The organism is Janthinobacterium longum, from assembly GCF_051380735.1.
Lineage (GTDB): Bacteria > Pseudomonadota > Gammaproteobacteria > Burkholderiales > Burkholderiaceae_D > Janthinobacterium.
Window position 1 is genome coordinate 456,889 of the sequence record NZ_JBNYXQ010000002.1, and the last position, 21,651, is coordinate 478,539.

The window sequence follows — 21,651 nt, forward strand, 5'->3', positions numbered from 1 at the left end:
GCCTGGTTTTGTCTGATAAATTGTGGTCTTTTTGATACAAAATGACGTTTGCAAGGCATTGGTAACGTACTATCATTCTTATCCACTACTGATGGTAGGACGTCATGGTGCCAGGTGAGGCGCCTGCTGGCTTGAGGTGGCGGGATGCCCGATCAGCTACCACCAGCGAGCCATGGACAAACGTGCGTTGCCGTCGTCATTTTTTACCCGCCTTTCCCGCCGCACGGGGCCACGCCTGCTGGCGCTGCTGGTGCTGCTGCTGGGCCTGGGCCTGACGTATGGCGCCTGGCGCAATGCCAGCGACGCCAGCGAGCAGCAGGTGCGCGCCGATTTCGATTTTCGCGTGCGCGAACTGATCGGCAGCATCAACAGCCGCATGCGCACCTATACCGAAGTGCTGCGAGGCGTGCAGGGCCTGTACGCCGGCTCCAAGACTGTCAGCTCCGAAGAATTCCATGCCTACCTTGCAGTACAGGACATCACGCGTCACTTTCCCGGCATCCAGGGCATCGGCTACCTGCCGCTGTTGCCCGCCGCGCCCGGCGCCATGCGCGCACCGATCACCTTCCTGGAGCCGCCCAGCGAACAGAATGTGCGCGTGATCGGCCGCGATCTGCTGGCTGAACCGGTGCGCCGTGCAGCGCTCGAGCAGGCGCGGGATACGGGCCAGGTGGCCATGACGGGCAAGATCAGGTTGCTGCAGGATGGCGGCGAGCAGGGGAAGATCGACGGTTTTTTGCTGGCCCTGCCGCTCTTCGAGTCTGGCCGTGCCTACACCAGCGTGCAGCAGCGCCGCGCCGCCCTGCATGCCTGGGTCTACGCGGCATTTCGCATGAACGACCTGATGCAGGGCGTGGGGGGCGAGTCGTCGCGCCTGTTGAAGCTGGAAATCTACGACGGCCAGCGGCTCGACGAAAGTGCCCTGCTGCATGACAGCATGCCCGGCGCAAAGGTGGTGTCGGAAGGGCTGTCGGCCACGCAGGCCCTGACCATCGCCGGCCATGTCTGGAGCGTGCGCGTGCGTGCGTTGCCAGGTTTTGATCGCGACCTGCTGGCGCGCCCGCGCGTGGTGGCCTGGACCGGCCTGTGCGCCAGCCTGGTGCTGGCGCTGGCCACCTGGCTGCTGGCGGCCAGCCGCTACCAGGCGCAGCGCTCGCTGGCACGCGCCAGCGAACTGGCCGGCCAGCTCGAGCAGGGCCAGGCCAGCGTGCTGGCGATGGCCGAGGCGGCGCAGCGTAGCCAGGCGATGCTGCGCAACATCCTCGATTCCACCCTCGACGGCATCCTGGTCGACAACGCCGATGGCCGCATCTTCACGTCGAACCGGCGCTTTCGCGACCTGTGGCAAGTACCCGACACACTCGACTGGCAGGCCGATGACGTGGCGCTGGTGCTGCATATGCAAGGGCAGCTGGAGCAGGCCACGCCTTTTCTCGACGCGCGCCGCGAGGCGCCGCACGACCACTGCGAACAGCGCGACCTGCTGCATTTGCGCGACGGCCGGGTGATCGAACAATATATCCGCAGCATGCAGCTCGGTAATGAGCAGGCCAGGCTGTGGACCTTCCGCGATATCAGCGAGCGCAGCCTGGCCGAGCGGCGCGAAACGACGCGGCGCCAGGTGCTGGAAATGCTGGCCATCGGCGCGCCGCTTGATCGGATACTGGAAAGCGTGGTGCTGGGCGTGCAGGCCGATCATCCGGCCATGCTTTGCAGCATCCTGCTGTTCGACGAGCAGCGGCGTCGCCTGGTGCTGGGCGCGGCCCCCACGCTGCCGGCGTTTTTCAACCTGTCCAGCCATGGCCATGGCGTCGACATGCAGCGCGGCGTGCATGGCGTGGCGGCGCTGGCGGTGCGCAGCGGCCAGCGCGTCAGCGTACCCGACCTGCGTGCGGCCGAAAAATTGCCCGGCGAGATGGAACTGGCCGAGCAGGCCGGCCTCCAGTCGTGCTGGGCCGAACCGGTGCGCGGCGGTTCGGGCAAGCTGCTGGGGGTGCTGATGGCCTACCACCGCCAGCCGCTGGCGCCGGGTGCCTCGCACCTGGCGCGGTTGAGCGAAGCGGCGCACCTGGCCGGCATGGCGATCGAACAGGCGCAGGTGGCGCAGGCGCTGCGTGCCGGCGAAGCGCGTTTTCGCAGCCTGTACGACCATGCGCCGGTGGCTTTGTGGGAACAGGACTGGTCGGCCGTGCGCGAGGCGCTCAACGTGATCAAACAGTCGGGCGTGCAGGATTTGCCCGCTTACTTCCAGCAGCATCCGGAGGAACTCAAGCGCCTGGCCAGACTGGTGCGCATTATCGACGCCAATGGCGCGGCGCTGGCGCAGGTGCGGGCCAAGCTTGACGACCAGCGGCGCGGCAAGCTGGGCCTGGCGCAAAATTTTGACGAGGCCGCCTTGCCCGCGTTTGGTGCAGCACTGCTGGCGCTGGCCGGAGGCGCCCATCTATACGAATGCGAGAGCAGTTTTTTACGCCTCGATGGGGCGGTGCGGCAAAACGCACTGAGCCTGCTGGTGATGCCCGGCCACGCAGACAGCCTGGACTTCGTGATGGTGTCCTCGCTCGATATCACCGAGCGCAAGCGCATGAATGCCGAGCTATTGCAGCTGGCCACCACCGATTTCCTGACCGGGCTGCCGAACCGCCGCCATTTCATGACGACCCTGGCCAACGAACACGCGCGCTTGCAGCGCGAACTGTCCAGCGTGGCCACTGTGCTGATGCTCGACATCGATCATTTCAAGCGCGTCAACGATGAATATGGCCACGCGGTGGGCGACGTGGTGCTGCGCCACTTGGGTTCGCTACTGTGCCAGGCGCTGCGCAAGGTTGACGTGCCGGGCAGGGTGGGCGGCGAGGAATTCGCCATCCTGTTGCCGGGCACCGACATGGCGTCGGCGGCGGTGTTTGCCGAACGGTTGCGCGCCCGAGTGGCCGACAGTTCGGTCAGCATCGACGGTGGCGCGTTGCTGTATGTGACGGTAAGCATCGGCATGGCGGCCATGAGTGGCACCGATGCCGATTGCGATGCGGTGCTGGTGCGCGCCGATGAAGCGCTGTACCGTGCCAAGCGGGGTGGCCGCAACCGGGTGGAGCATCATGACGGCGCCGGCTCCGGGGGCGTGCTGAGCCAGTTCATGTCCAGCTGATCACAGGCCTGCGCGCCGCGCCCGCGCCTGCTTGCGGCTGCGGTTCGACAACAACCAGATCATGGCGGCAATCACCAGCAGCGGCAGCAGCACCGGCGCGCTGCAGGCCAGCAGTACCAGCACCAGCGCGCCCCCGCCGATAACGATGCCGGCAACCATGAACAGGCCAACGCTTGCTACCACCACGCCCGCCACCACGGCGGCGCAGACCAGCGCGATCAGGGCGATCAGCAGGCCACCGCCGGCAAATACCAGGCCGAACAGCGATTCGAGCGGACCGTCGAAGTCGTCGCCGTTGAACTGCATGTGCATGTCGCTGCCACCGATCTTGTCGAGGAATAAACAGGCCAGCATCAAGACCAGGACGAAGGTAAGAAATTTTTTCATGGCAGGCCTCTTTGAAGATGGGTTGTGAAGAAACATGTGGCTACTGTAGCGGCGCACCTTGCCGGTCGCCAGCCACGTGCGACAGGCGGTCGTTTTCGCGGCATGGATGGCATGCACGGCGCTGCGATAGTGGTATCGGACAAGATTTCTTTTCTTGTAATACGCGCATGGCGACCTATACTGAACACTCACATTTGCAAGGAGGGCACCATGCTTGTGACTGCAGCGAACGGGGATCAATCGCTATCCCTGCCACACCATCGAATTACGCGCCAGCGTAGCGCCGTCAAGTCTTGCGCCGAGCCTGTCGGTGCGCCATCGGCGATACCGCCGATCATCATCAATCCATACAATTACCGCGTGCCGTTGCCGGCCATCGACCCGCGCTGGACCCCGCCGGGGCCACCTTTGACCTGGCCGGCGCGGCCCGCCATGTCGATGTGCTGAGCGGGGTGTGAAAAGGTGGGGCGGCACGCTGTTCGCAGTGTGCCAAACGCGGCACGGGCGGGCGATTTCGTCTATCATGCATGCCCCACCTTCCATCACGAGCACCGCCATGAGTACCGATCTTCCCGAGTTTTCCGAGCCAGATGAGCAAGACAGCGACGCGCCCATTCAGGAGCCGCGCCTGTGGACCGGCAACGGCTGGACCGCGCGCGTAATCAAGAACGAGGAAGACGAAGGCTGGGCGGTGGCCATGATCAAGGATGGCGAACCGGAGCCGGCTCTGGTCGGCCCGTGGACCATGGGCCGCGACAAGAAAAACCCCAAGCCGCTCGACGTCAACGCCTTCAACACGCTGGTGAAAACCGCGTCCGAAGTGCTGCGCCGCCACGAGCAGCAGTTGCACGCGCAATTGCACAAGAGCCTGTATGTGGCTACCGACGAAGGCCAGGTCAAGGTCATGTTCGACATCGTGCCCGACGAAGAGCACCCGTATGCCGAGCTGAGCGCGTATGACGCCGACGGCGAACAGATCGCCAAGGTCCGCGCCCCGGCCGCGTTCAAGTTCAACGCGACCGCGGCGGCCAACTGGATCGAAGGCGGTTACCGGAAACCGTGATCTAAACCCCGGTCCTTAGCGGTTTTCAGCTTTCCTGTAAGCAAGCCGGTACAACAACGGCAACACCAGCAAGGTCAATACCGTCGACGACAAGATGCCGCCGATCACCACCGTGGCCAGCGGGCGCTGCACTTCGGCGCCGGTGCCGGTGGCAATCGCCATCGGCACGAAACCCAGCGAGGCCACCAGCGCCGTCATCAGCACCGGCCGCAAGCGCGACAGGGCGCCGTCGCGGATCGCATCCTGCAGCGGCAAGCCCTGGTCGCGCAACTGGCGGATAAACGCGATCATCACCAGTCCGTTCAGCACGGCCACGCCAGACAGGGCGATAAAGCCCACCGCCGCCGAAATCGACAGCGGTATGTCGCGCAGCCACAGCGCGATGATGCCGCCCGTCAGCGCAAACGGAATGCCGCTAAATACCAGCAAGCCATCCTTTACATTGCCGAACATGGCAAACAGCATGATGAACACCAGACCCAAGGCCAGTGGCACCACCAGTTGCAAGCGCGTGGTGGCCGACTGCAGCTGTTCGAACTGGCCGCCCCAGCTGGTCCAGTAGCCGGCCGGAATGCTGACCTGCTCTTGCAACTGCTGCGTCGCTTCGGCCACGAACGAGCCGATATCGCGCCCGCGCACATTGGCGCTGATGACGATGCGGCGCTTGCCGTCTTCGCGGCTGATCTGGTTCGGCCCCGGCGCCACTTGCAGGCTGGCCACTTCACCGAGCGGAATAAAGCGCGCGCGGCCTTCCGTACTGGTGCCCTGGGGCAGGGCGATCGGCAGGCGGCGCAACTGCTCGAGGTCGCTGCGCAGGCTGTCGGGCAAGCGCACCACGATGTCGAAACGGCGGTCGCCCTGGAACACGGTGCCGGCCTGCTGGCCGCCGATGGCGGTCGAGATCGCCGCCTGCACGTCGGCCATGTTCAAGCCATAGCGCGCCGTCTGTTCGCGGTCGATCTGCACCGTCAGCATCGGCAGGCCGCTGGTCTGCTCGACTTTGACTTCGGTGGCGCCGGCCACCTTGCCCAGCACGCCGGCAATGCTGGCCGCCGTCTTGTCGAGCACGGCCATGTCGTCGCCGTACAGTTTCACCGCCACGTCGCTGCGCACGCCGGAAATGAGCTCATTGAAACGCAGCTGTATCGGCTGCGAAAACTCATAGTTGCTGCCTGGCAGGCTGCTGGCCGTCGCCTCGATTTCTGCCAGCAATTGCGCGTGCGGTTTCTTCGGTTGTGGCCACTGCCCACGCGGTTTCAGCATGATATAGCCGTCCGAGATATTCGGCGGCATCGGGTCGGACGCGATTTCGGCCGTTCCCGTGCGGGCAAACACGCGCTCGATTTCCTTGTGCCTGGCCATCAGCGTGGTTTCCAGCTGCTGCTGCATCGCCAGCGATTGCGAGAGGCTGGTGCCGGGAATGCGCAGCGCCTGGATGGCGATATCGCCCTCGTTCAGGCTGGGCACGAATTCGCTGCCCATGCGCGTTGCCAGCAGGCCCGACAGCAGCACGGCCACCGCCGCGAACACCAGTACCACCGGCGTGTTGGCCATGACTTTATCGAGCGCCGGTGCATACCAGCGCCTGGCGGCGCGCATGATGGCGTTTTCCTTTTCTGCCACCTTGTCGCCGATAAACAGCGCCACCGCAGCGGGAATAAAGGTGATCGACAGGAGCATCGCGCCCAGCAGCGCAATCACCACCGTGAACGCCATCGGCGTAAACATCCGTCCTTCCACGCCCGTCAGGGCAAAGATCGGCAGATACACCACCATGATGATCAACTGGCCGTACAGCAGCGGCCGGCGCGCTTCCTGCGAGGCGGCAAAGACTTCCTCGTAACGCTCCTGCAGGGTGAGGCGCCGGCCCAGCTTTTGCTGCGTGTGGGCCAGGCGGCGCACGCAGTTTTCCACGATCACCACGGCGCCATCGATAATAATGCCGAAGTCCAGCGCGCCCAGGCTCATCAGGTTGGCGCTGACGTGGTACTGCACCATGCCCGTAAACGTGAACAGCATGGCCAGTGGAATCACCATCGCCGTGATCAATGCGGCCCTTATGTTCCCCAGGAACATAAAGAGGATGGCGATCACCAACACTGCCCCTTCCAGCAGGTTTTTTTTCACCGTATTGATGGCTTTGTCGACCAGCACCGTGCGGTCATACACCGTGACGGCATGCACGCCTTGCGGCAGGCTGCGGTTGATCTCGAGCATTTTTTTATTGACCGCCTGCGACACGGCGCGGCTGTTCTGGCCGATCAGCATGAAGACGGTGCCCAGCACCACCTCACGCCCGTTCTCGGTGGCCGCGCCGGTGCGCAGTTCGCGTCCGATGACGACCTCGGCCACGTCGCGGATGCGGATCGCCACGCCTTCGCGGTTGGCCACCACGATATTGGCGATATCGTCGCCGCTGCCCACCTGGCCCGGCGCGCGTATCAGCAGTTGTTCGCCCTGGCGTTCGATATAGCCGGCGCCCACATTGCTGTTGTTGCGCTCCAGCGCCGCCACGATTTCTTGCAGGCTGATGCCGTAGGAACCCAGCTTGTCCGGATGCGGCGCCACCTGGTATTGCTTGGCATAGCCGCCGATGGCGTTAATTTCTGTTACGCCTGGCACATTGCGCAACTGTGGCTTGATGATCCAGTCCTGGATTTCACGCAGGTCGGTCGGCGTGTACTGCGTGCCATCGGGTTTTTTGGCGCCCGGTTTGGTTTCCACCGTCCACAAATAGATTTCACCGAGGCCGGTGGAGACCGGTCCCATTTTCGGCGTGATGCCATCCGGCAGGCTTTCTTTCGCTTCCTGCAGGCGCTCGTTGATCATCTGGCGCGCAAAATAGATGTCGGTGCCGTCCTTGAAAATCACCGTGACTTGCGACAGCCCGTAGCGCGACAGCGAACGGGTTTCTTCGAGCTTCGGCAGGCCGGCCATCACCGTTTCGATCGGAAAGGTGATGCGCTGCTCGGTTTCCAGCGGCGAGTAGCCGGGGGCAGCGGTATTGATTTGTACCTGCACATTGGTGATATCGGGCACGGCGTCGATCGGCAGCTGTTGATAACTGTAGATGCCAAAAGCGGTCATGGCGGCCACGGCCAGCATCACCAGCGACCGCTGCGCGATGGCAAAGCGGATCAAACGTTCAAACATAATGGTTTCCTTTGTCGGCGGCGATCAGTGCTCGTGGCCGGCGGACGCCTTGCCCAGCTCGGATTTCAAGGTAAAGCTGCCCTGCGCCGCGTAGGGCGTGCCCACCGCCAGTCCCTTGGTGATTTCCGTCAACTGGCCGTCGCTGCGGCCCACCGTCACCGGCGTGGCCTGGTAGCCTTGCTTGAGCTGCACGAACACGGAAGGCTGGTCTTCCACCGACTGGATCGCCGTGCTCTGCACCGTGACCGGTGCGTCGCGCTCGCCAGCGATCACTTCCACGCTGACGAACAGGCCCGGGCGCCAGGCCATGTCGGGGTTTTGCAGGCTGATGCGCGCCTTGGCCGTGCGCGTCTGTTCACCGAGCAGCGCGCCGACATAGGTGATGGTGCCCCTGGCGCTGGCATTGAAGGCCGAAGCTTTTACCAGTACTTTTCCGCCAACGCGCACGGTGGCCAGGTCCTTGGCCGGCACGGCGATTTCCGCCCATACGATCGACAGGTCGGACAGCACAAAGATATTCGCGTCTTCCTTGACGGCTTCACCGAGTGTGATGTGCTTTTCCAGCACCATGGCGTCGAACGGCGCACGGATTTCGTAGCGGTTCAGTGGGCCTTTGCTGTTGCCTGCGGCGCCCAGCGCCTGCAGTTTCTGCTGGGCGTTCTGCACCGCGATTTCCGCTTCGCGCCATGCCTGCTGGGCTTGCAGGTAATCGAGTTCTGCCGAGATCTTTTCCTGCCACAGCATCTTTTCGCGCTCGTAGGTGGCGCGTGCCAGCGACAAGCGCCGCTGTGCAGACAACAGTGCGCTGCGCTGTTCGGACAATTCGGTGCTGGCGATCACGGCCAGTACCTGCCCTTTTTTCACCAGTTGGCCCAGGTCCGCATGCACGGCCTCGACCACGCCGGCCAGGCGCGGCACCACGTGCGCCGTGCGGTCTTCATTGAAGCGGATTTCGCCGGGCAGGGCGACGCTGGTCTGGATGCGGCCCGGCGCGGCGGTGGCGATCACCACGCCGGCCGCCCTGGCTTGTTCTTTACTAAGCAGCAACAGGCCTTCGACCGGCGGCGTGGTTTTCGCTTCGGCATGGCCGTGTTCTGCTTGTTCTTCTTCATCGTGCGCGTGTTCTTCCTTGCCAGCGCCGCCGGTGCCAAGGATCATGAATGCCAGCACGATGCCGGCAATCACGATGGCGGCAATCGCCAGCAGCTGTTTTTTGTTCAGTTGGATATGCATGGTCGCTTTCTTACGGAGTCACGGGGGCGCCCAGCAGGCGCTCGAGTTCGGCGGCCGCGTGGTGCGCTTCGGTCAGTGCGCGCAGGGTCTGGTTTTTCGCTTGCAGCAAGGTGCGCTGGGCATCGAGCACATCGAGAAAGGCGAACTTGCCGAACTCGAAACCCTTGCTGGCCGCGTCGTAGGCGCTTTGCGCGCCGGGCACGATCTCGTTTTGCAGGCTGTCCACGTCCAGCCTTGCCGTGGCCAGCCGCTCGCGCGCCTGCGCCAGCGCCGCTTGCAGCTGCACCTGGGCGGCAGCCAGTTCATCGCCGGCCTTGTCGCTGCGGCGCAGGGCTTCGAGCTGGTTGCCGGCGTTGCGGTCGAACAGCGGCAACGGCAAGGCCAGGCCGATGATCGCCTGGTTGCGGCCCAGTTCCTCCGAGCGTTTCATGCCGATGCTGACGGTGACGTCGGGCGTGGCGCGCCGCCGTTCCACGTCCAGCATGGCTTGCTGCTGCGCCAGATGGCTGCGCGCCTGTTGCACGCCCGGCGAGGCATGCAAACGCGCCGCCAGCTCGGCCGTCGAGGGCAGCGGCGGCAGCATATCGAGCCGGCCATCTGCCTCGGTAAAGCGCGGCGTGCCGGCGCCCCACAGTGCGGCCAGGCGCTGGCGTGCCTGTGCCAGGTTGCTGCGCGCCAGATTGCCTTCCAGCCGTACACTGGCATCGTGAACCCTGGCCCGCGTCGCTTCCACCGGCGAAGCCTTGCCGGCCGCCACGCGGCGCGCCGTGATCTCGCTGGCGCGCGCTGCCAGCGCCTGCGCGCTGTCGGCCAGGCGCAAGCTTTCCTGGGCGGCCAGCACGTCGACAAACGCGGTGCTGACAGCGGCGCGCGTGTCGGCCATTTGCGTGGCCAGGGCTGCTTGCGCCAGGTCCTGGCCGCGCAGGGCGGCGGTAGCGCGCGCGCCGCGCTTGCCGCCCAGTTCGATCAGCTGATTCAATTGCACGGTGGTGCTGCGCGTGGCGCGGCGCGTATCTTCGAGCACGCTTTGCAGTTCAGGGTTGGGCAGGGCTTGCGCCTGTTGCAGCGCGCCGCCCTGGGCCGCCAGCTCGTGGCGCGCGGCCGACAGGGTGGGGTTGCCAGCCTCGGCCAGTTGCAGGGCGGCAGACAGGGTCAGGGGCGCGGGCGCTTCCTGCTGCGCCTCGGCATGGAGGTGGGCGGGCACGGTGATGCCCAGCAATAAGCAATAGATAAGTCGGTACATCGAATTCTCCTAAAAACAGGATGACAATTCGACGGGAGGCGCCGCCATGCACACGCATCAAGCGGGGTGCATGCGGTAACAGTGAAACAATCCCGCCGGTCTAGACGAAGACCGGCGACCAGTCGGGCCGCTTGGGCCCATCTGGAATATGCGAGATGTACAGGAAAGAGGAAGTATCGATGGCCAACGAGGCCGCGTCGAACACGGGCATGCTGGCGCCGGGCGGCAGCCAGGCGTGGCCGATGCCATGGCAGACATTGCAGTCGCTGTGGGCCTTGGTCTTGGCTTTCAGGTCCTTGCCGGCGTCAAGCTGCTGTGCGTCGTCGGCGCTGGCCTTGTGCTGGTGGCTGTGGTGGCCCAGGTGCTGGGCCGCCTTGCCTTCTTCGTGCAGGCAATAGGCGCTCGCCGCAGCCCAGGACATCTGGAGCGGAAGCACGAACAGCAGCAGGATCAGGAAGAATTTTTTCATGGCTGCAGGCATTGTACCGAATTTAACGGGGCTGGTCGCGCCAGTTTTTCAGTTGCCGGGCGATCTCCTTGCCCTGGTAGATTTGCGGTTCGGAGTGTTCCTCTTCGCCTTCGCTGCTGTCCTTGAAGTCTTGTGCTTCGCGTGCGCGCACCAGGGTTTTGGCCTTCTCGAACGCCTCGGCAAAGCCTGCGCTTTTGGGCAAGGCTTGCTTGAAATACGCTTCGCTGAAGTAGGTGAAATCGGCTTGATCGTCGCAGCCGAACGAAGTGCGGTCTGGCCGCGCGGCCGTGATGATCAGGGTATGGTCGTCTTTCAGGGGAGCGATAAAGCCGCCCGAGTAGCAGGCCGAGACGACGATCACGCGCCATTTGACGCCGCTGTGTTTCAGCATGCCGGCCAGCTCCTGCGCGGGCAGGCTGTGCAGGTCCATGCCGTTTTGCGCCAGCGCCAACTGGTGGTCGGCCGAGCCGTGGCTGGTCAGGAACAGAAACAGCACGTCGTTGTTCTTGTCCATTTTGGCGCCCAGCGCGTCGAGGCTGGCGCGGATGCTGGTGCGGGTAGCCATCGGCTGCTGCGCCACCGTATTGCGGCTGTTGACCAGCACCATCGAACGCCCGGCCGTACCATAGTCGCGGTCGAACTGGTGCTGCACGAAGTCGGTTTCGCGTCGGAACACTTCCTGCGCGCCATCACCGCCGACACCGAGGAAATACAGATTGATCTTTTTCGCCGGGTCGTGCGGCAGCACGCTGTTCAGGGTTTTTTCCAGCAGGGCCGGCTGGTTATACAAGGCCAGTTCGATATTGTCGCGCGTGAGCTTCTCAAGCACGGGGTCGTCTAGCTGGCCTTCGGTCCAGCTGCCGCTGTCACTGGTGCGCCCGTCGGGCTGGGCATGCGCATAGCGCAGCGTGCCGGCGCCGTCAAACAGGCCATTGCTGAAGTGGCCTTTGTATTCATCACCTTCAGCGGTACGCAGTATACCCTCGCCATCGAACTTCCAGTCCTTCAGTTCACCTTCATAGATGATGCCGTCCGGTGTGCTGACCTGCATCTTGCCTTGCGGCTGGCCCTGCACGAAGTTTCCCTGGAATACCATGCCTTCGCTGTCGGTCAGTACTCCCGCGCCGTGCGGCTTCCAGTTGCGAAACGCGCCGACATAGCTGCCGTCAACGCCCTGGTAGCTGCCCTGTCCTTCGAAATTGCCCTTGGTGAAATGGCCGTTGTACACCTCTCCCTTGGGCGAGGTGTAGCGTCCCTGGCCCTCAAACGCACCGAGGCGGAACTGGCCCTCGTAGCGCACGCCGGAAGGCTGGCGCAAGACACCCTGGCCGCTGAACACGCCGCGCTCGAAGCCGCCTTCATAGTAGGCGCCGCTTGCGTATTCGAGCCGGCCGTGGCCCTGCATCTTGCCGTCGACCAGCGGGCCGAAATAGCGTCCGCCATCGGCCGTCTGCGCTGCGGGCACGCGCTCCGGTGCGGCGCACAGGGGCGGCATGCCAAAGGCGGAAAACAACATCAGGCCGGCAAGTGTGTAAGGGCGGATTGCGGCGCGTAGCGGTGTGGTCATGGGGAAACCGTGCGTGGAAGAGTCGCCAGTCTGCCACTGTCTGTTCATGCTTGCAAATCCTTGCCTGTTTAGCGTGCCAAGGGGCAATTGAACTGCTAACATTGATTTTTGGAATTATTTCAGCAGTAGTCAGGGAATCCTATGGAAAGTCGTCTCACCCGCCTGGAAGCGGTACAAACCATATTGCTGGAAATCGGCCAGCGTTCCAGCACCTGCAGCGATATCGCCGACTTCCTGCAAGCCGTGCATGCGGCGCTGGGGCGTATCATGTATGCCGCCAATTTTTACGTGGCCTTGAGCGACCGCGACGAAGGCACCGTGCGCTTTCCTTATTTTGTCGACGAATTCGACAGTGCGCCCGATGTCGGCCAGGCGGTGCGGCTGGCCAGGGCAGAGCAGTCGCCCACGGCCTGGGTGATTCTGAACGGCAAGCAGCTGGTGATGACGGCAGGCGACGCGGCCATGCACGTGGACGGCGGCGCCTCCTGGGGCGGCGGCACTGCGGCCGAACACTGGGTAGGCTGCCCGCTGCTGGACCAGCAGCACCAGGTGCTGGGCGCCATCGTGATCCAGAGTTATGACGTCGAACATCGCTTCAGCCAGGAAGACCAGGCCCTGTTCGCGCTGATCGCCACCCATGTGTCGAGCGCGCTGCAAGGCCTGCAAAGCATGGACCGGCTGGAAAAGGCGGTGCAGGAGCGCACGGCCTTGCTGGCCCATGAAGTGGCCGAACGGCGCCGCGCGGAAAACCTGCAGCATGCGCTGTTTGAAATCGCCAACCTGTCGGCCCAGGCGGCCGACGCCACCACCCTGTACACGCGCCTGCATGCCATCATCAGCGAGCTGGTGACGGCCAGGAACTTCCTGATCGCCCTGTACCACCCGGATAGTGCCGAGATCACCATCCCGTATTTTGTCGATGAAAAAGATGCGCAGGCGCCCGTCAAGCGCTTTCATTATGGCGTCGGCATGAGTTCCTATATCCTCGCGCGGCGCCAGCCTTGCTTGCTCGATGCCGACAGCTATGCGGCGCTGGTGGCCAGCGGCCAAATGAACGAGCCACTGGGCAGCGTGGATATCGCCAGCTGGATGGGGGCGCCGATGCTGCTCGGTGAGCGCGCGTATGGCGTGATCATCGTGCAAAGCTATGATAATTCAGTGGTGTACGGCCAGGCCGAACTGGACGTGCTGGCCTTTATGGCCAGCCATGTGGCAGTGGCGATCGCACGCATGCAGGCCGACCGCGCCATGCGCCAGGCCAAGGAAGCGCTGGAAGAGCAGAATGCGGCCCTGAACAGCGCGCTGGAAGCCTTGAAGCAAGCGCAGTCGGAACTGGTGCGCCAGGAAAAACTGGCCTCGCTGGGCCGCCTGGTGGCCGGCGTGGCGCATGAGATCAATACCCCGCTGGGCATCTGCGTAACGGCCACCAGCCACCTGGTGCAGGAACTGAAACTGACGCGCGAAGACCTGGAAGCAGGCCAGCTCAATGAAGACGGCTTGCAGGAGTTTTTCGGCATTATCGACCAGACCCTGCGCATCATGACCACCAACACCCAGCGCGCCGCCGCGCTTGTGCGCAGCTTCAAGCAGGTGGCCGTCGACCAGTCCTCGGACGACATGCGCAGCTTCAACCTGCGCAAATACCTCGATGAAATCCTGCTGTCGCTGCAGCCCAAGCTGAAGGGCAAGCCGATCAAGGTGGAAGTCGAGTGCGCACCCGAACTGCAACTGCGCAGCTACCCGGGCGCGATCTCGCAGATCGTCACCAATATGGTGGTCAACTCACTCGTTCACGGTTTTGTGGAAGGCGAACCGGGCAATATCAGGATCAGTGCCAGGAGCGAGGGCGAGATGCTGGTGCTGGACTACAGCGACGATGGCATGGGCATGGATGGTGCCACCCTGGGGCATCTGTTTGACCCGTTCTTCACGACCAAGAGGGGTTCCGGCGGCAGCGGGCTGGGGGCGCATATTTTGTATAACCTGGTGACGGGGCCGCTGGGCGGTACGGTCAAGGTCAGCAGTGCGCCAGGAATGGGGTTGCACTACACGATCCGTTTTCCGCTTGAACCGAAGAGTGTTTGAAATACGTTGAACAGCGGGGCGGTGACGCGAACCTGAGAAAATGCCGATGGCGGCGTTGCGGCTGCTGGCCGACCATTCGTACTGTCGTCGTCGCGCGCCTTGCCCTGGACATTTTTCAGGCCCGCTTGGCCCGAAGCGCCCGTGTTGGGGCTTGGGCCAAAGCATGTTTTGCTGGAGTATTGCTCAGGGGGCACTTGGCTATTTTATGAGTGACTGCTGTTGACCGTTACTCGTCTGTGGTGTGCATCATAATTGAGTAAGGCTCAGCGACGCGTTCGACGGTGATTCCATTTCGTTGTTCCATGGCCAGTGGGTGTTCCGTGGGTTGAAGCTCGATGCAGGGACGAAGGCCGTTATCTCGAATGTGGACCATCGTCTTGTCATTTGTACGCGCTCTCAGCCTTGTCCCTCTTGGTCAGCAGCAACTTGTAGCGGCATCGCTGGGCTTGTGTCGGAATGGCGGACTTGACCCCGGATTCCTGCTGCTTGCTGTTGGATTCAGCCGATCTACGCAATGTCAACTTAAACCGGCAAGCCAGCCCGCAGAACGGGTCTGCGGATTTCTGCTTTACGCCTCGGCACGAGGTGGTTGTTGAACAGTGCGCGAATCTGCGCCGATTCGTGTGAACAATCAATTTAAGCGATTAATTCTCACTTCTTGCATGGGCGGCGTGCCGAACATTCGTCTGTATTCTCGACTGAACTGAGACACGCTTTGGTAACCGACTGAAAATGCAGCTGCACTCACGGTTGTCGGTTCGGTCAGAAGCAAACGCCGCGCTTCGCATAGCCGAATATTTTTTTGATACTGTAGTGGAGCTACGCCAGTTGCAGCTTTAAAGCGGCGGTGAAAGGCGGAGTAACTCATGCCGACTAATCGCGCAATGTCCTCTATCATCAAGGGAAGGGCATGGTTCTGTCTGATAAAGGCCAACGCCTTTCTGATTTGCGACATCCGATTGTCGGTCGCAGCGAGTTGCCTTAGCACCGCGCCCTGCGGGCCGCGCAATAGCCGGTACACAATCTCTCGCTCCAGCAGTGGGGCCATGACAGGCACCTCGTCGGCCCGGCCAATCAGACCCAGCATCCGGCTCCAGGCATCGAGCAGATCCCGGCTGGCTGGATCGACGCCATACCCTTTTTGATCAGCTGTTCGTGCAAGATCAGGCATGCGGAATGCCAGCTCCGAGACGATTTCCGGATCAACATCGAGTCGTATCGCGAGATATGGTAGCTCAGCACTCGCTTGGGTAATTACGCCCAGCGCTGGAATATCCAGCGCCGTTGTAAAGGTGTGCCCCGCACTATAGGTCAGAACCTCACTCCCAATCGACAATTGCTTTTCGCCCTGAAGTATAAGACTGACCACCGGCTGATAGATTTCCGGTACCAGTTCCACGCATTGGCTGACCTTGTACAAACTGACATTCGGCATGGCGGTTGGCGTCAGGCCTTCTTTAGCGTTGGCGGCAACTGTAGCGGCCAAATATGAAATGATCCTGTCCATCGCCTTAATATCTCATGTCGAGCGCAACCGATCAATCAATCATTTCGCCAGAAATAGGCAAAGGTGAAGCAGGATTTGGCTCGCGTGCAGGGCGATGTGTCCCTACCATTTGAACTCGTTTAAATGGAGATCATATGAACCACAAAGAAAACACGATTTTTATTACCGGTGGGGCTACCGGCATCGGTCGGGCGCTGGCGCATCGCTGGCATGATCTTGGTAATACCGTAATCATTGCGGGCCGACGACGCGAGGCACTGGAGGAAGCGGTGGCGGGACGGCCAGGCATGAAGTTCTACGTGTTGGACGTCACGAACCGCGAAGAGATTGCGGCTGTGACCGCCCAACTGATCGCCGAGCATCCGGATTTCAATGTGCTGGTCAATTGCGCCGGGGTTTCGGGAGCGGAAGATGTGACCATCGCTCGCGATCTTTCGCACGGGGAAAAGATAGTCGAAACCAATTTTTTGGGCCCTGTTCGCATGATCGACGCGCTGGTGGACCATTTGAAGGGCCGCCCCGCAGCCGCCATCGTGGTTGTCTCCTCTGGCACTGGCTTTGTGCCTTATCCCGCCGCGCCCACCTATTCGGCGAGCAAAGCGGCTTTGCATTCTTATACACTCTCGCTGCGCGCCCTCTTGAGAGACGCCGTGCAGGTTATCGAAATCGTCCCTCCGCAAGTGGCGACTGACCTGATGGCTGGCCTGAAGGACTCGCCCTACAGCGTTCCGCTGGAAAAATTTGCCGACGACGTGATGGCCCAACTTATCGCTCATGAATCGGAGGACGAGATTATCGTCGACGAGGTGAAACCGTTCCGCTTCGCCGAACGAGACGGCACCGTAAGAGATCTCTTGACAGCAATGGCAGAGGGAAGCTGAGCGTAAATGGCGGCCAGGGTCAGGTCCGTCATCCGTACATGCTCTCAGGCGGCTCCTGGCCGACCATTCATACTGTCGTCGCCGCCGCGCCTTGCCCTCGACATTTTTCAGGCCCGCTTGGCCCGAAGCGCCCAAGCGTGGACAGGGCCAGATCCGTCATTCGTACACGCTCTCAGCTTTGGCCGTCTCGATCTGCAGCAAGCTGTATTGGCAACGCTGTACTTGTGTCGGAATGGCGGACCTGATCCTAGGCGGCCCTAGGCGGCCTAGGCGGCTAGGCCCCGAAGCAGAAAGATTTTGAGCAGCAGCTCCTGACACAGAGGCGATTTGCGAGGCATCAGACGCGTTGTATGACCCCCTCTGTCGTTGTGCTTGCCTATCGCCCACGTTTACTGCAATCCAGGCTAATCCGGAAACCGCTTGTTCAGTTCCAGAGCTTCGTCCAGATTGGCAATCAGCAGTTCCACATATTGCGGGTCGAGGTGGCTGCCGCTCACTTCGCGCAGGTAGCTGACTACGCGCTCCAGGGGCCAGGCTTCCTTGTAGCAGCGTTTGTGCATCAGGGCGTCGAAGACGTCGGCGACGGCGGCGATGCGGGCGTATTTGTGGATATGCTCGCCGGCCAGGCCTTGCGGGTAGCCGCTGCCGTCGTATTTTTCATGGTGCTGGTGGGCGATCACGGCGGCGGCTTTCAATAGCGGGCGCTGCGAGCCGTCGAGGATGGACATGCCGACCGACGGGTGCTGTTTCATGATTTCCCATTCGGCGGCGTCGAGCTTGCCCGGTTTTAGCAGCACTGCGTCGGGGGTCGAGATCTTGCCGATGTCGTGCATCGGTGCGGCGTGGCGCAGCACCATGGTTTCTTCTTCCGACATGCCCGACGCCTGCGCCAGCAACTGGCATACCTCGGCCATGCGGCGCACGTGGTTGCCGCCTTCGTGCGAGCGCGACTCGACCACGTCGCCCAGGCGCAATATCAGTTCGGCCTGGGTGTCGGTGATTTCCTGAGTCAGCAGGATGTTGTCGAAGGCGATAGCCACGCCCGAGCAGAACACTTCCAGCAACTTCGCATCGAGGTCGGAAATTTCTTCCACGCCTTTCAGCACCAGCAGCGAGGCCTTGCCGCTGCTGTTGGGGAAGTAGCCGACATAGGTGTCGCCGTGCAAACGTGAAATCTTGTTGCTCTTGGCCTCGTCCAGCTGTGACAGCAGGGCCGGGCTCAGCATGGCGTCGTCGGTGTCGCCGATCTGCGCCAGCACTTCATAGTCTTGCTGGCCGGTGATGGCGCTGGCGCCGCGCAGGCGCAGCAGCATGCTCGTTTCCAGGCGCAGCAGGGCAACCACTTGCTGCAGCAGGCCGCTGGCAAAGTCGCGCAGGTTGCGCTGCTTGAAAATATGCGCCGAGGCGGCGATCACGCGCTCCAGGCCTTCGCGGTAATACTGCTGCGAACGGCGCGCTTCTTCGACCTGCATGATGTCGCGGTAGGCGCGCAGGGCGGCAAAGGTGGTAGTGAACAGCTTGGTGCGGTCGAGCTCGGTTTTTTCCTTGTAATCGTTGATATCGTAGTTGACGATCACGCGCTCTTCCGGTGCCTGGCCCGGCTGCCCGGTGCGCAGCACGATGCGGGTAAATTGGTTTCCCAGGTCTTCGCGCATCCAGCGCGCCACTTCCAGGCCGCTGTCTTCGCGCTCCATCACTACGTCCAGAAACACCAATGCAATATCGGCCTCGCGGGCCAGCACCTGCTTGGCTTCGGCGCCGCTGTAGGCATGCACGAAACTGAGGGCACGGCCTTCCAGGCGGAAGCGGGACAAGGTCAGCTTGGTGATGTCGTGGATGTCGGGTTCATCGTCGACAAGCAAGACTTTCCACGGCGGTAACTTGGGCGAGGCTGAAGACAAAAATGACATAAGGGCGAGTTCCGCTAAAGGGCATGACAGATCGCCATGCGCCAGGCATCCCTGGGCGCCACCACTGGCGTTGCGCGTTTTCCGGGCGCATTCTGTCGATTGTAGACTGAGTGCATGGCATTAACAACAGGCAAGATTAATTGTCCTGTTTCAGTGCAACAATGTTTCAAGAGGCTGGAAACATTGTCATCCATACTTTATTTCCCGGGCAATCATATTTTCAGGACAATACTTTGTTTTGCACGGAAATTCTGGCAAAAGGCCCGGAACAGGGCGCCGGTCGCACCCTGGCGCAGCCGTGCAACTTCGTAACAAGGTATGAATTGTGGTGGCCGTGAAGGAACATGCGCGTATATTCGATACCGATGTTTTTCGAAAGGAATGATCATGAAAAAGAGAATCGCGCGTCTGTTCCTGGCCGGAACTGTCGTGCTGGCAGGCGGCGCTGCGTGGGCGCAAGCTCCCGTCGCATCCACGGTGGGCAATACCGAAGTGCTGTATGACAAGCCGGACCAGTTCACCGATATATCGTTCGACCCGCGCAAGCGCGAAGAGGCATTGACCGAACTGACGCGCCACTTCGACAAACTGGGCGTGTCCTTGCCGGCTGGCCAGCGCTTGAAGATCGTTGTTACCGATGTCGACCTGGCGGGCCGCGAAGATCCGCGCGTGCGATCCGCGAACGAGATCCGCGTGCTGACGGGTGGCGCCGACTGGCCGCGCATCAGCCTGTCGTATGAGCTGGAACAGGACGGCAAGGTGATCAGGAGCGACAAGGCGCAGTTGTCCGACATGTCTTACCTGACGCACATGAACCGTTATGCCACCGGCGAGCGGCTGCGCTATGAAAAGCTGATGATCGACGAGTGGTTCAGCAAGACCTTCAATATACCGGTGAACAAGCTTAATCGATCCAGTTAACCTGGGTAAATTTGTTGCCGAACTCTTCCGGCATGGGCACGACCTGGCTGCGCTTGTAGTTGAAAAATACAAAGCCGGACTTGGCCATTGCGATCAGGGTATTGTCGCGTGGCCGCGTGATGCGGAAGGTGATGTCGCCGCCATATTTGTTAAAGTCCATCACGCCCACTTCGAACAGCAGCTGGTCGCGCGCATGGGCCTCGGCGCGGTAGGTGGTAGCCAGGTCGGTGACGATGATGCCGGTGCCGTCGGCTTCGATGTCGCGCACGCCGTATTCGAACAGGAAGCGGGCGCGCGCCTCCGAAATCATGGAGATCATGGAATCGTTGCCGAGATGGTTGCCGGCATTGATGTCGGTGGTGCGCACCGTCAATTGCGAAGAATAGCAGTATTGGTCTTCGGGAAATTCAAGTATCAAACGGGCCATGGGTCTCTCTATGCAGATGCGCCAGACGCGGCGGGAAAGGCAATTTTAGTCGCTTCCCCCGCCATGCGTCGCAAAAAACACCTGCGCGATCACTTGCGCACGATGCGGTAAACCTTGCCGCTGCTGCTGAGCATGTACAGCTCTTTCTGCGCATCCTGGCCAAACGACACAATATTGCCCACGTTGGCGATACTCCAGTCCGTTACGGCCGACGCGCTGCCATTGCTGTAGGTAAAACTCTTCAGCCAGCCGCTGCAATAGTCCGAATATAAGTAGTGGCCGGCCAGTTCCGGCAGCGCCGTGCCACGATACACATAACCTCCCGTAATCGAGCAGCCGCCCGCGCTGTCATGGCCGTATTCGAGCTTGGGCAGCACCAGCCCCGTTTGATTGCAATTGGCGCTGTTATAGCACTGCGTACCCTCCATAATGTTCCAGCCGTAGTTGTTGCCAGCCATGCCGATGGATGCCACATTGACCTCTTCGCGCTGGCCCTGGCCCACGTCGGCGATATACAGCAGTTGCGCGGTGGTATCGAAGGCATAGCGCCAAGGATTGCGCAGGCCATACGCCCAGATTTCAGCGCGCTTGCCGGCCATATGGACAAACGGGTTGCCGGCCGGGATGGCGTATGGTTGCGCGCTGCTGCTGGCATTGACGTCCAGGCGCAGCATTTTGCCCAGCAACAGGTTGGTGTTTTGCGCATTGCCCGATGGGTCGCCGGCGCCGCCGCCGTCACCGGTGGCCGCATACAGATAGCCGTCCGGGCCAAAGCTGAGCAGGCCGCCGTTGTGGTTGCTGAAACCCGGGTGGGGAATCGAGATGATCTGTACGCTGGCCTGCGCATCGGCGACATTCGGGTTGCCGGCCGAGACCTGGCGCCGCTCGATCACGATATTGCCGTTCAGGTCGGTGTAGTACAGGAAAAAGTAGCCGTTGCTGGCGTACTGCGGATGAAACGCCATCGACAGCAGGCCCCGTTCGCCATCGGTACTGATACTGCTGCTGATGTCGAGGAACGGCGTGGCCAGCAGGTTGCCATTGTCGACGATGCGGATGCGCCCGGCGCGCTCGACGATAAAGAGGCGGCTGTCGCCTGCCGGCGCGGTCAGGAATGTCGGTGCCTGCAAGCCGCTGGCGACCTCCTGCAAGGCCAGCGCCAGCGGCGCCGTGGCCGCGTAGGCGACGCTGGCGCTGGTGGCGGCGCCGGCGGCAACTTGCACTTGCTGGGTGGCCGGCGTGGCTGCCAGGCTGCCCGTACCGTTGGCCACATTGGCGGCGGCAAGGGCATAGGCGCCGGGCGCCAGGTCGTTCAAGGTGGTCGAGGCCGTCAGCAGCTTGCTGTACGACGCCGGCCCGGTGACGGTAACGGCGCCATTCACGCCGGTGGGCAGGCCGTTGATGGTCACGACCAGGCTGCCGGTGGTGGGGCCGGGCGCCGGATCGTTGTCATCGTCATGGCCGCCACATGAGGCCAGCAGGCCCAGGGTGAACAGCAACAGCAGCGTCAGCAACGATTGTTTGAATGCAGCGAGGGAAGTTCGATTGCGCATGTCAGTCTCCAGGGATGGAACGACGCAGCCGCCTGTCAAGGGATGGGACGGCGTTAGAATACAATCATTCATTTTTCGCTGGCAGACTTGATGCTTCGCAAGCG

The 21,651-nt window shown here is 62.0% G+C and carries 17 protein-coding genes; 6 read left to right on the forward strand and 11 right to left on the reverse strand.

Translation table 11 applies throughout. The features are described from left to right. The first annotated feature begins 172 nt into the window (after positions 1-172). Positions 173-3,148, forward strand: a complete 2,976-nt coding sequence (locus ACQ4WM_RS10325) for a diguanylate cyclase (protein ID WP_436546574.1) — start codon at positions 173-175, stop codon at positions 3,146-3,148. On the opposite strand, the gene ACQ4WM_RS10330 is transcribed toward ACQ4WM_RS10325, so the two are convergent. Then, the gene (locus ACQ4WM_RS10330) at positions 3,149-3,535 is read right to left on the reverse strand and encodes a hypothetical protein (protein ID WP_436546575.1); all 387 of its coding nucleotides are present in this window, start codon (positions 3,533-3,535) and stop codon (positions 3,149-3,151) included. A 210-nt stretch (positions 3,536-3,745) separates the two neighbouring features. Here ACQ4WM_RS10330 and ACQ4WM_RS10335 point away from each other — a divergent pair, with 210 nt between their 5' ends. Then, the gene (locus ACQ4WM_RS10335; RefSeq protein ID WP_436546576.1) at positions 3,746-3,982 is read left to right on the forward strand and encodes a hypothetical protein; all 237 of its coding nucleotides are present in this window, start codon (positions 3,746-3,748) and stop codon (positions 3,980-3,982) included. A 109-nt stretch (positions 3,983-4,091) separates the two neighbouring features. Next, a complete protein-coding gene (locus ACQ4WM_RS10340) occupies positions 4,092-4,598 on the forward strand; it encodes a hypothetical protein (protein ID WP_308923686.1) in 507 nt (168 codons plus the stop codon). A 15-nt stretch (positions 4,599-4,613) separates the two neighbouring features. Here the strand turns inward: ACQ4WM_RS10340 and ACQ4WM_RS10345 are convergent, their stop codons facing one another. The 5 genes from ACQ4WM_RS10345 to ACQ4WM_RS10365 all read right to left on the reverse strand — a co-directional run bounded on the left by ACQ4WM_RS10345 (position 4,614) and on the right by ACQ4WM_RS10365 (position 12,263). Next, on the reverse strand, positions 4,614-7,751 hold the full coding sequence (locus ACQ4WM_RS10345; protein ID WP_436546577.1) for an efflux RND transporter permease subunit: 3,138 nt from the start codon (positions 7,749-7,751) through the stop codon (positions 4,614-4,616). 24 nt (positions 7,752-7,775) lie between these two features. Beyond that, the gene (locus tag ACQ4WM_RS10350) at positions 7,776-8,984 is read right to left on the reverse strand and encodes an efflux RND transporter periplasmic adaptor subunit (RefSeq protein WP_436546578.1); all 1,209 of its coding nucleotides are present in this window, start codon (positions 8,982-8,984) and stop codon (positions 7,776-7,778) included. A gap of 10 nt (positions 8,985-8,994) precedes the next feature. Next, complete coding sequence (locus ACQ4WM_RS10355) at positions 8,995-10,227, reverse strand: TolC family protein (RefSeq protein ID WP_436546579.1); 1,233 nt, start codon at positions 10,225-10,227, stop codon at positions 8,995-8,997. Between the two features lie 100 nt (positions 10,228-10,327). After that, on the reverse strand, positions 10,328-10,696 hold the full coding sequence (gene czcI / locus ACQ4WM_RS10360) for a cation efflux protein, CzcI family (protein ID WP_436546580.1): 369 nt from the start codon (positions 10,694-10,696) through the stop codon (positions 10,328-10,330). A gap of 22 nt (positions 10,697-10,718) precedes the next feature. Further along, positions 10,719-12,263 carry a C13 family peptidase gene (locus ACQ4WM_RS10365; RefSeq protein WP_436546581.1) on the reverse strand — a complete coding sequence of 515 codons (1,545 nt, stop codon included), beginning with the start codon at positions 12,261-12,263 and terminating at the stop codon, positions 10,719-10,721. Between the two features lie 141 nt (positions 12,264-12,404). On the opposite strand from ACQ4WM_RS10365, the gene ACQ4WM_RS10370 reads away from it, so the two are divergent. After that, entirely contained in the window at positions 12,405-14,348 is a 1,944-nt protein-coding gene (locus tag ACQ4WM_RS10370; protein ID WP_436546582.1) for a GAF domain-containing sensor histidine kinase, read from the forward strand. 226 nt (positions 14,349-14,574) lie between these two features. Here the strand turns inward: ACQ4WM_RS10370 and ACQ4WM_RS10375 are convergent, their stop codons facing one another. Both ACQ4WM_RS10375 and ACQ4WM_RS10380 read right to left on the reverse strand, forming a co-directional pair. Further along, on the reverse strand, positions 14,575-14,721 hold the full coding sequence (locus ACQ4WM_RS10375; protein ID WP_436546583.1) for a DUF2199 domain-containing protein: 147 nt from the start codon (positions 14,719-14,721) through the stop codon (positions 14,575-14,577). Positions 14,722-14,979: 258 nt separating this feature from the next. Beyond that, the gene (locus tag ACQ4WM_RS10380; protein WP_436546584.1) at positions 14,980-15,855 is read right to left on the reverse strand and encodes an AraC family transcriptional regulator; all 876 of its coding nucleotides are present in this window, start codon (positions 15,853-15,855) and stop codon (positions 14,980-14,982) included. A 134-nt stretch (positions 15,856-15,989) separates the two neighbouring features. Between ACQ4WM_RS10380 and ACQ4WM_RS10385 the strand changes: the two genes are divergently transcribed. Beyond that, a complete protein-coding gene (locus tag ACQ4WM_RS10385; RefSeq protein WP_436546585.1) occupies positions 15,990-16,736 on the forward strand; it encodes an SDR family oxidoreductase in 747 nt (248 codons plus the stop codon). Positions 16,737-17,140: 404 nt separating this feature from the next. Here ACQ4WM_RS10385 and ACQ4WM_RS10390 read toward each other — a convergent pair whose 3' ends face one another. Beyond that, positions 17,141-18,646 (reverse strand): DUF3369 domain-containing protein, encoded by a 1,506-nt coding sequence (locus ACQ4WM_RS10390; RefSeq protein ID WP_436546586.1) that lies wholly within the window; start codon positions 18,644-18,646, stop codon positions 17,141-17,143. A gap of 387 nt (positions 18,647-19,033) precedes the next feature. Here ACQ4WM_RS10390 and ACQ4WM_RS10395 point away from each other — a divergent pair, with 387 nt between their 5' ends. After that, positions 19,034-19,567 (forward strand): DUF3016 domain-containing protein, encoded by a 534-nt coding sequence (locus ACQ4WM_RS10395; protein ID WP_436546587.1) that lies wholly within the window; start codon positions 19,034-19,036, stop codon positions 19,565-19,567. On the opposite strand, the gene ACQ4WM_RS10400 is transcribed toward ACQ4WM_RS10395, so the two are convergent. Together ACQ4WM_RS10400 and ACQ4WM_RS10405 are read right to left on the reverse strand one after the other, a co-directional pair. Then, positions 19,551-19,994 carry a thioesterase family protein gene (locus ACQ4WM_RS10400; RefSeq protein ID WP_436546588.1) on the reverse strand — a complete coding sequence of 148 codons (444 nt, stop codon included), beginning with the start codon at positions 19,992-19,994 and terminating at the stop codon, positions 19,551-19,553. The two genes, ACQ4WM_RS10395 and ACQ4WM_RS10400, sit on opposite strands and share 17 nt — an antisense overlap. Positions 19,995-20,083: 89 nt before the next feature. Next, positions 20,084-21,547 (reverse strand): PQQ-dependent sugar dehydrogenase, encoded by a 1,464-nt coding sequence (locus tag ACQ4WM_RS10405; RefSeq protein ID WP_436546589.1) that lies wholly within the window; start codon positions 21,545-21,547, stop codon positions 20,084-20,086. Positions 21,548-21,651 lie beyond the last annotated feature (104 nt).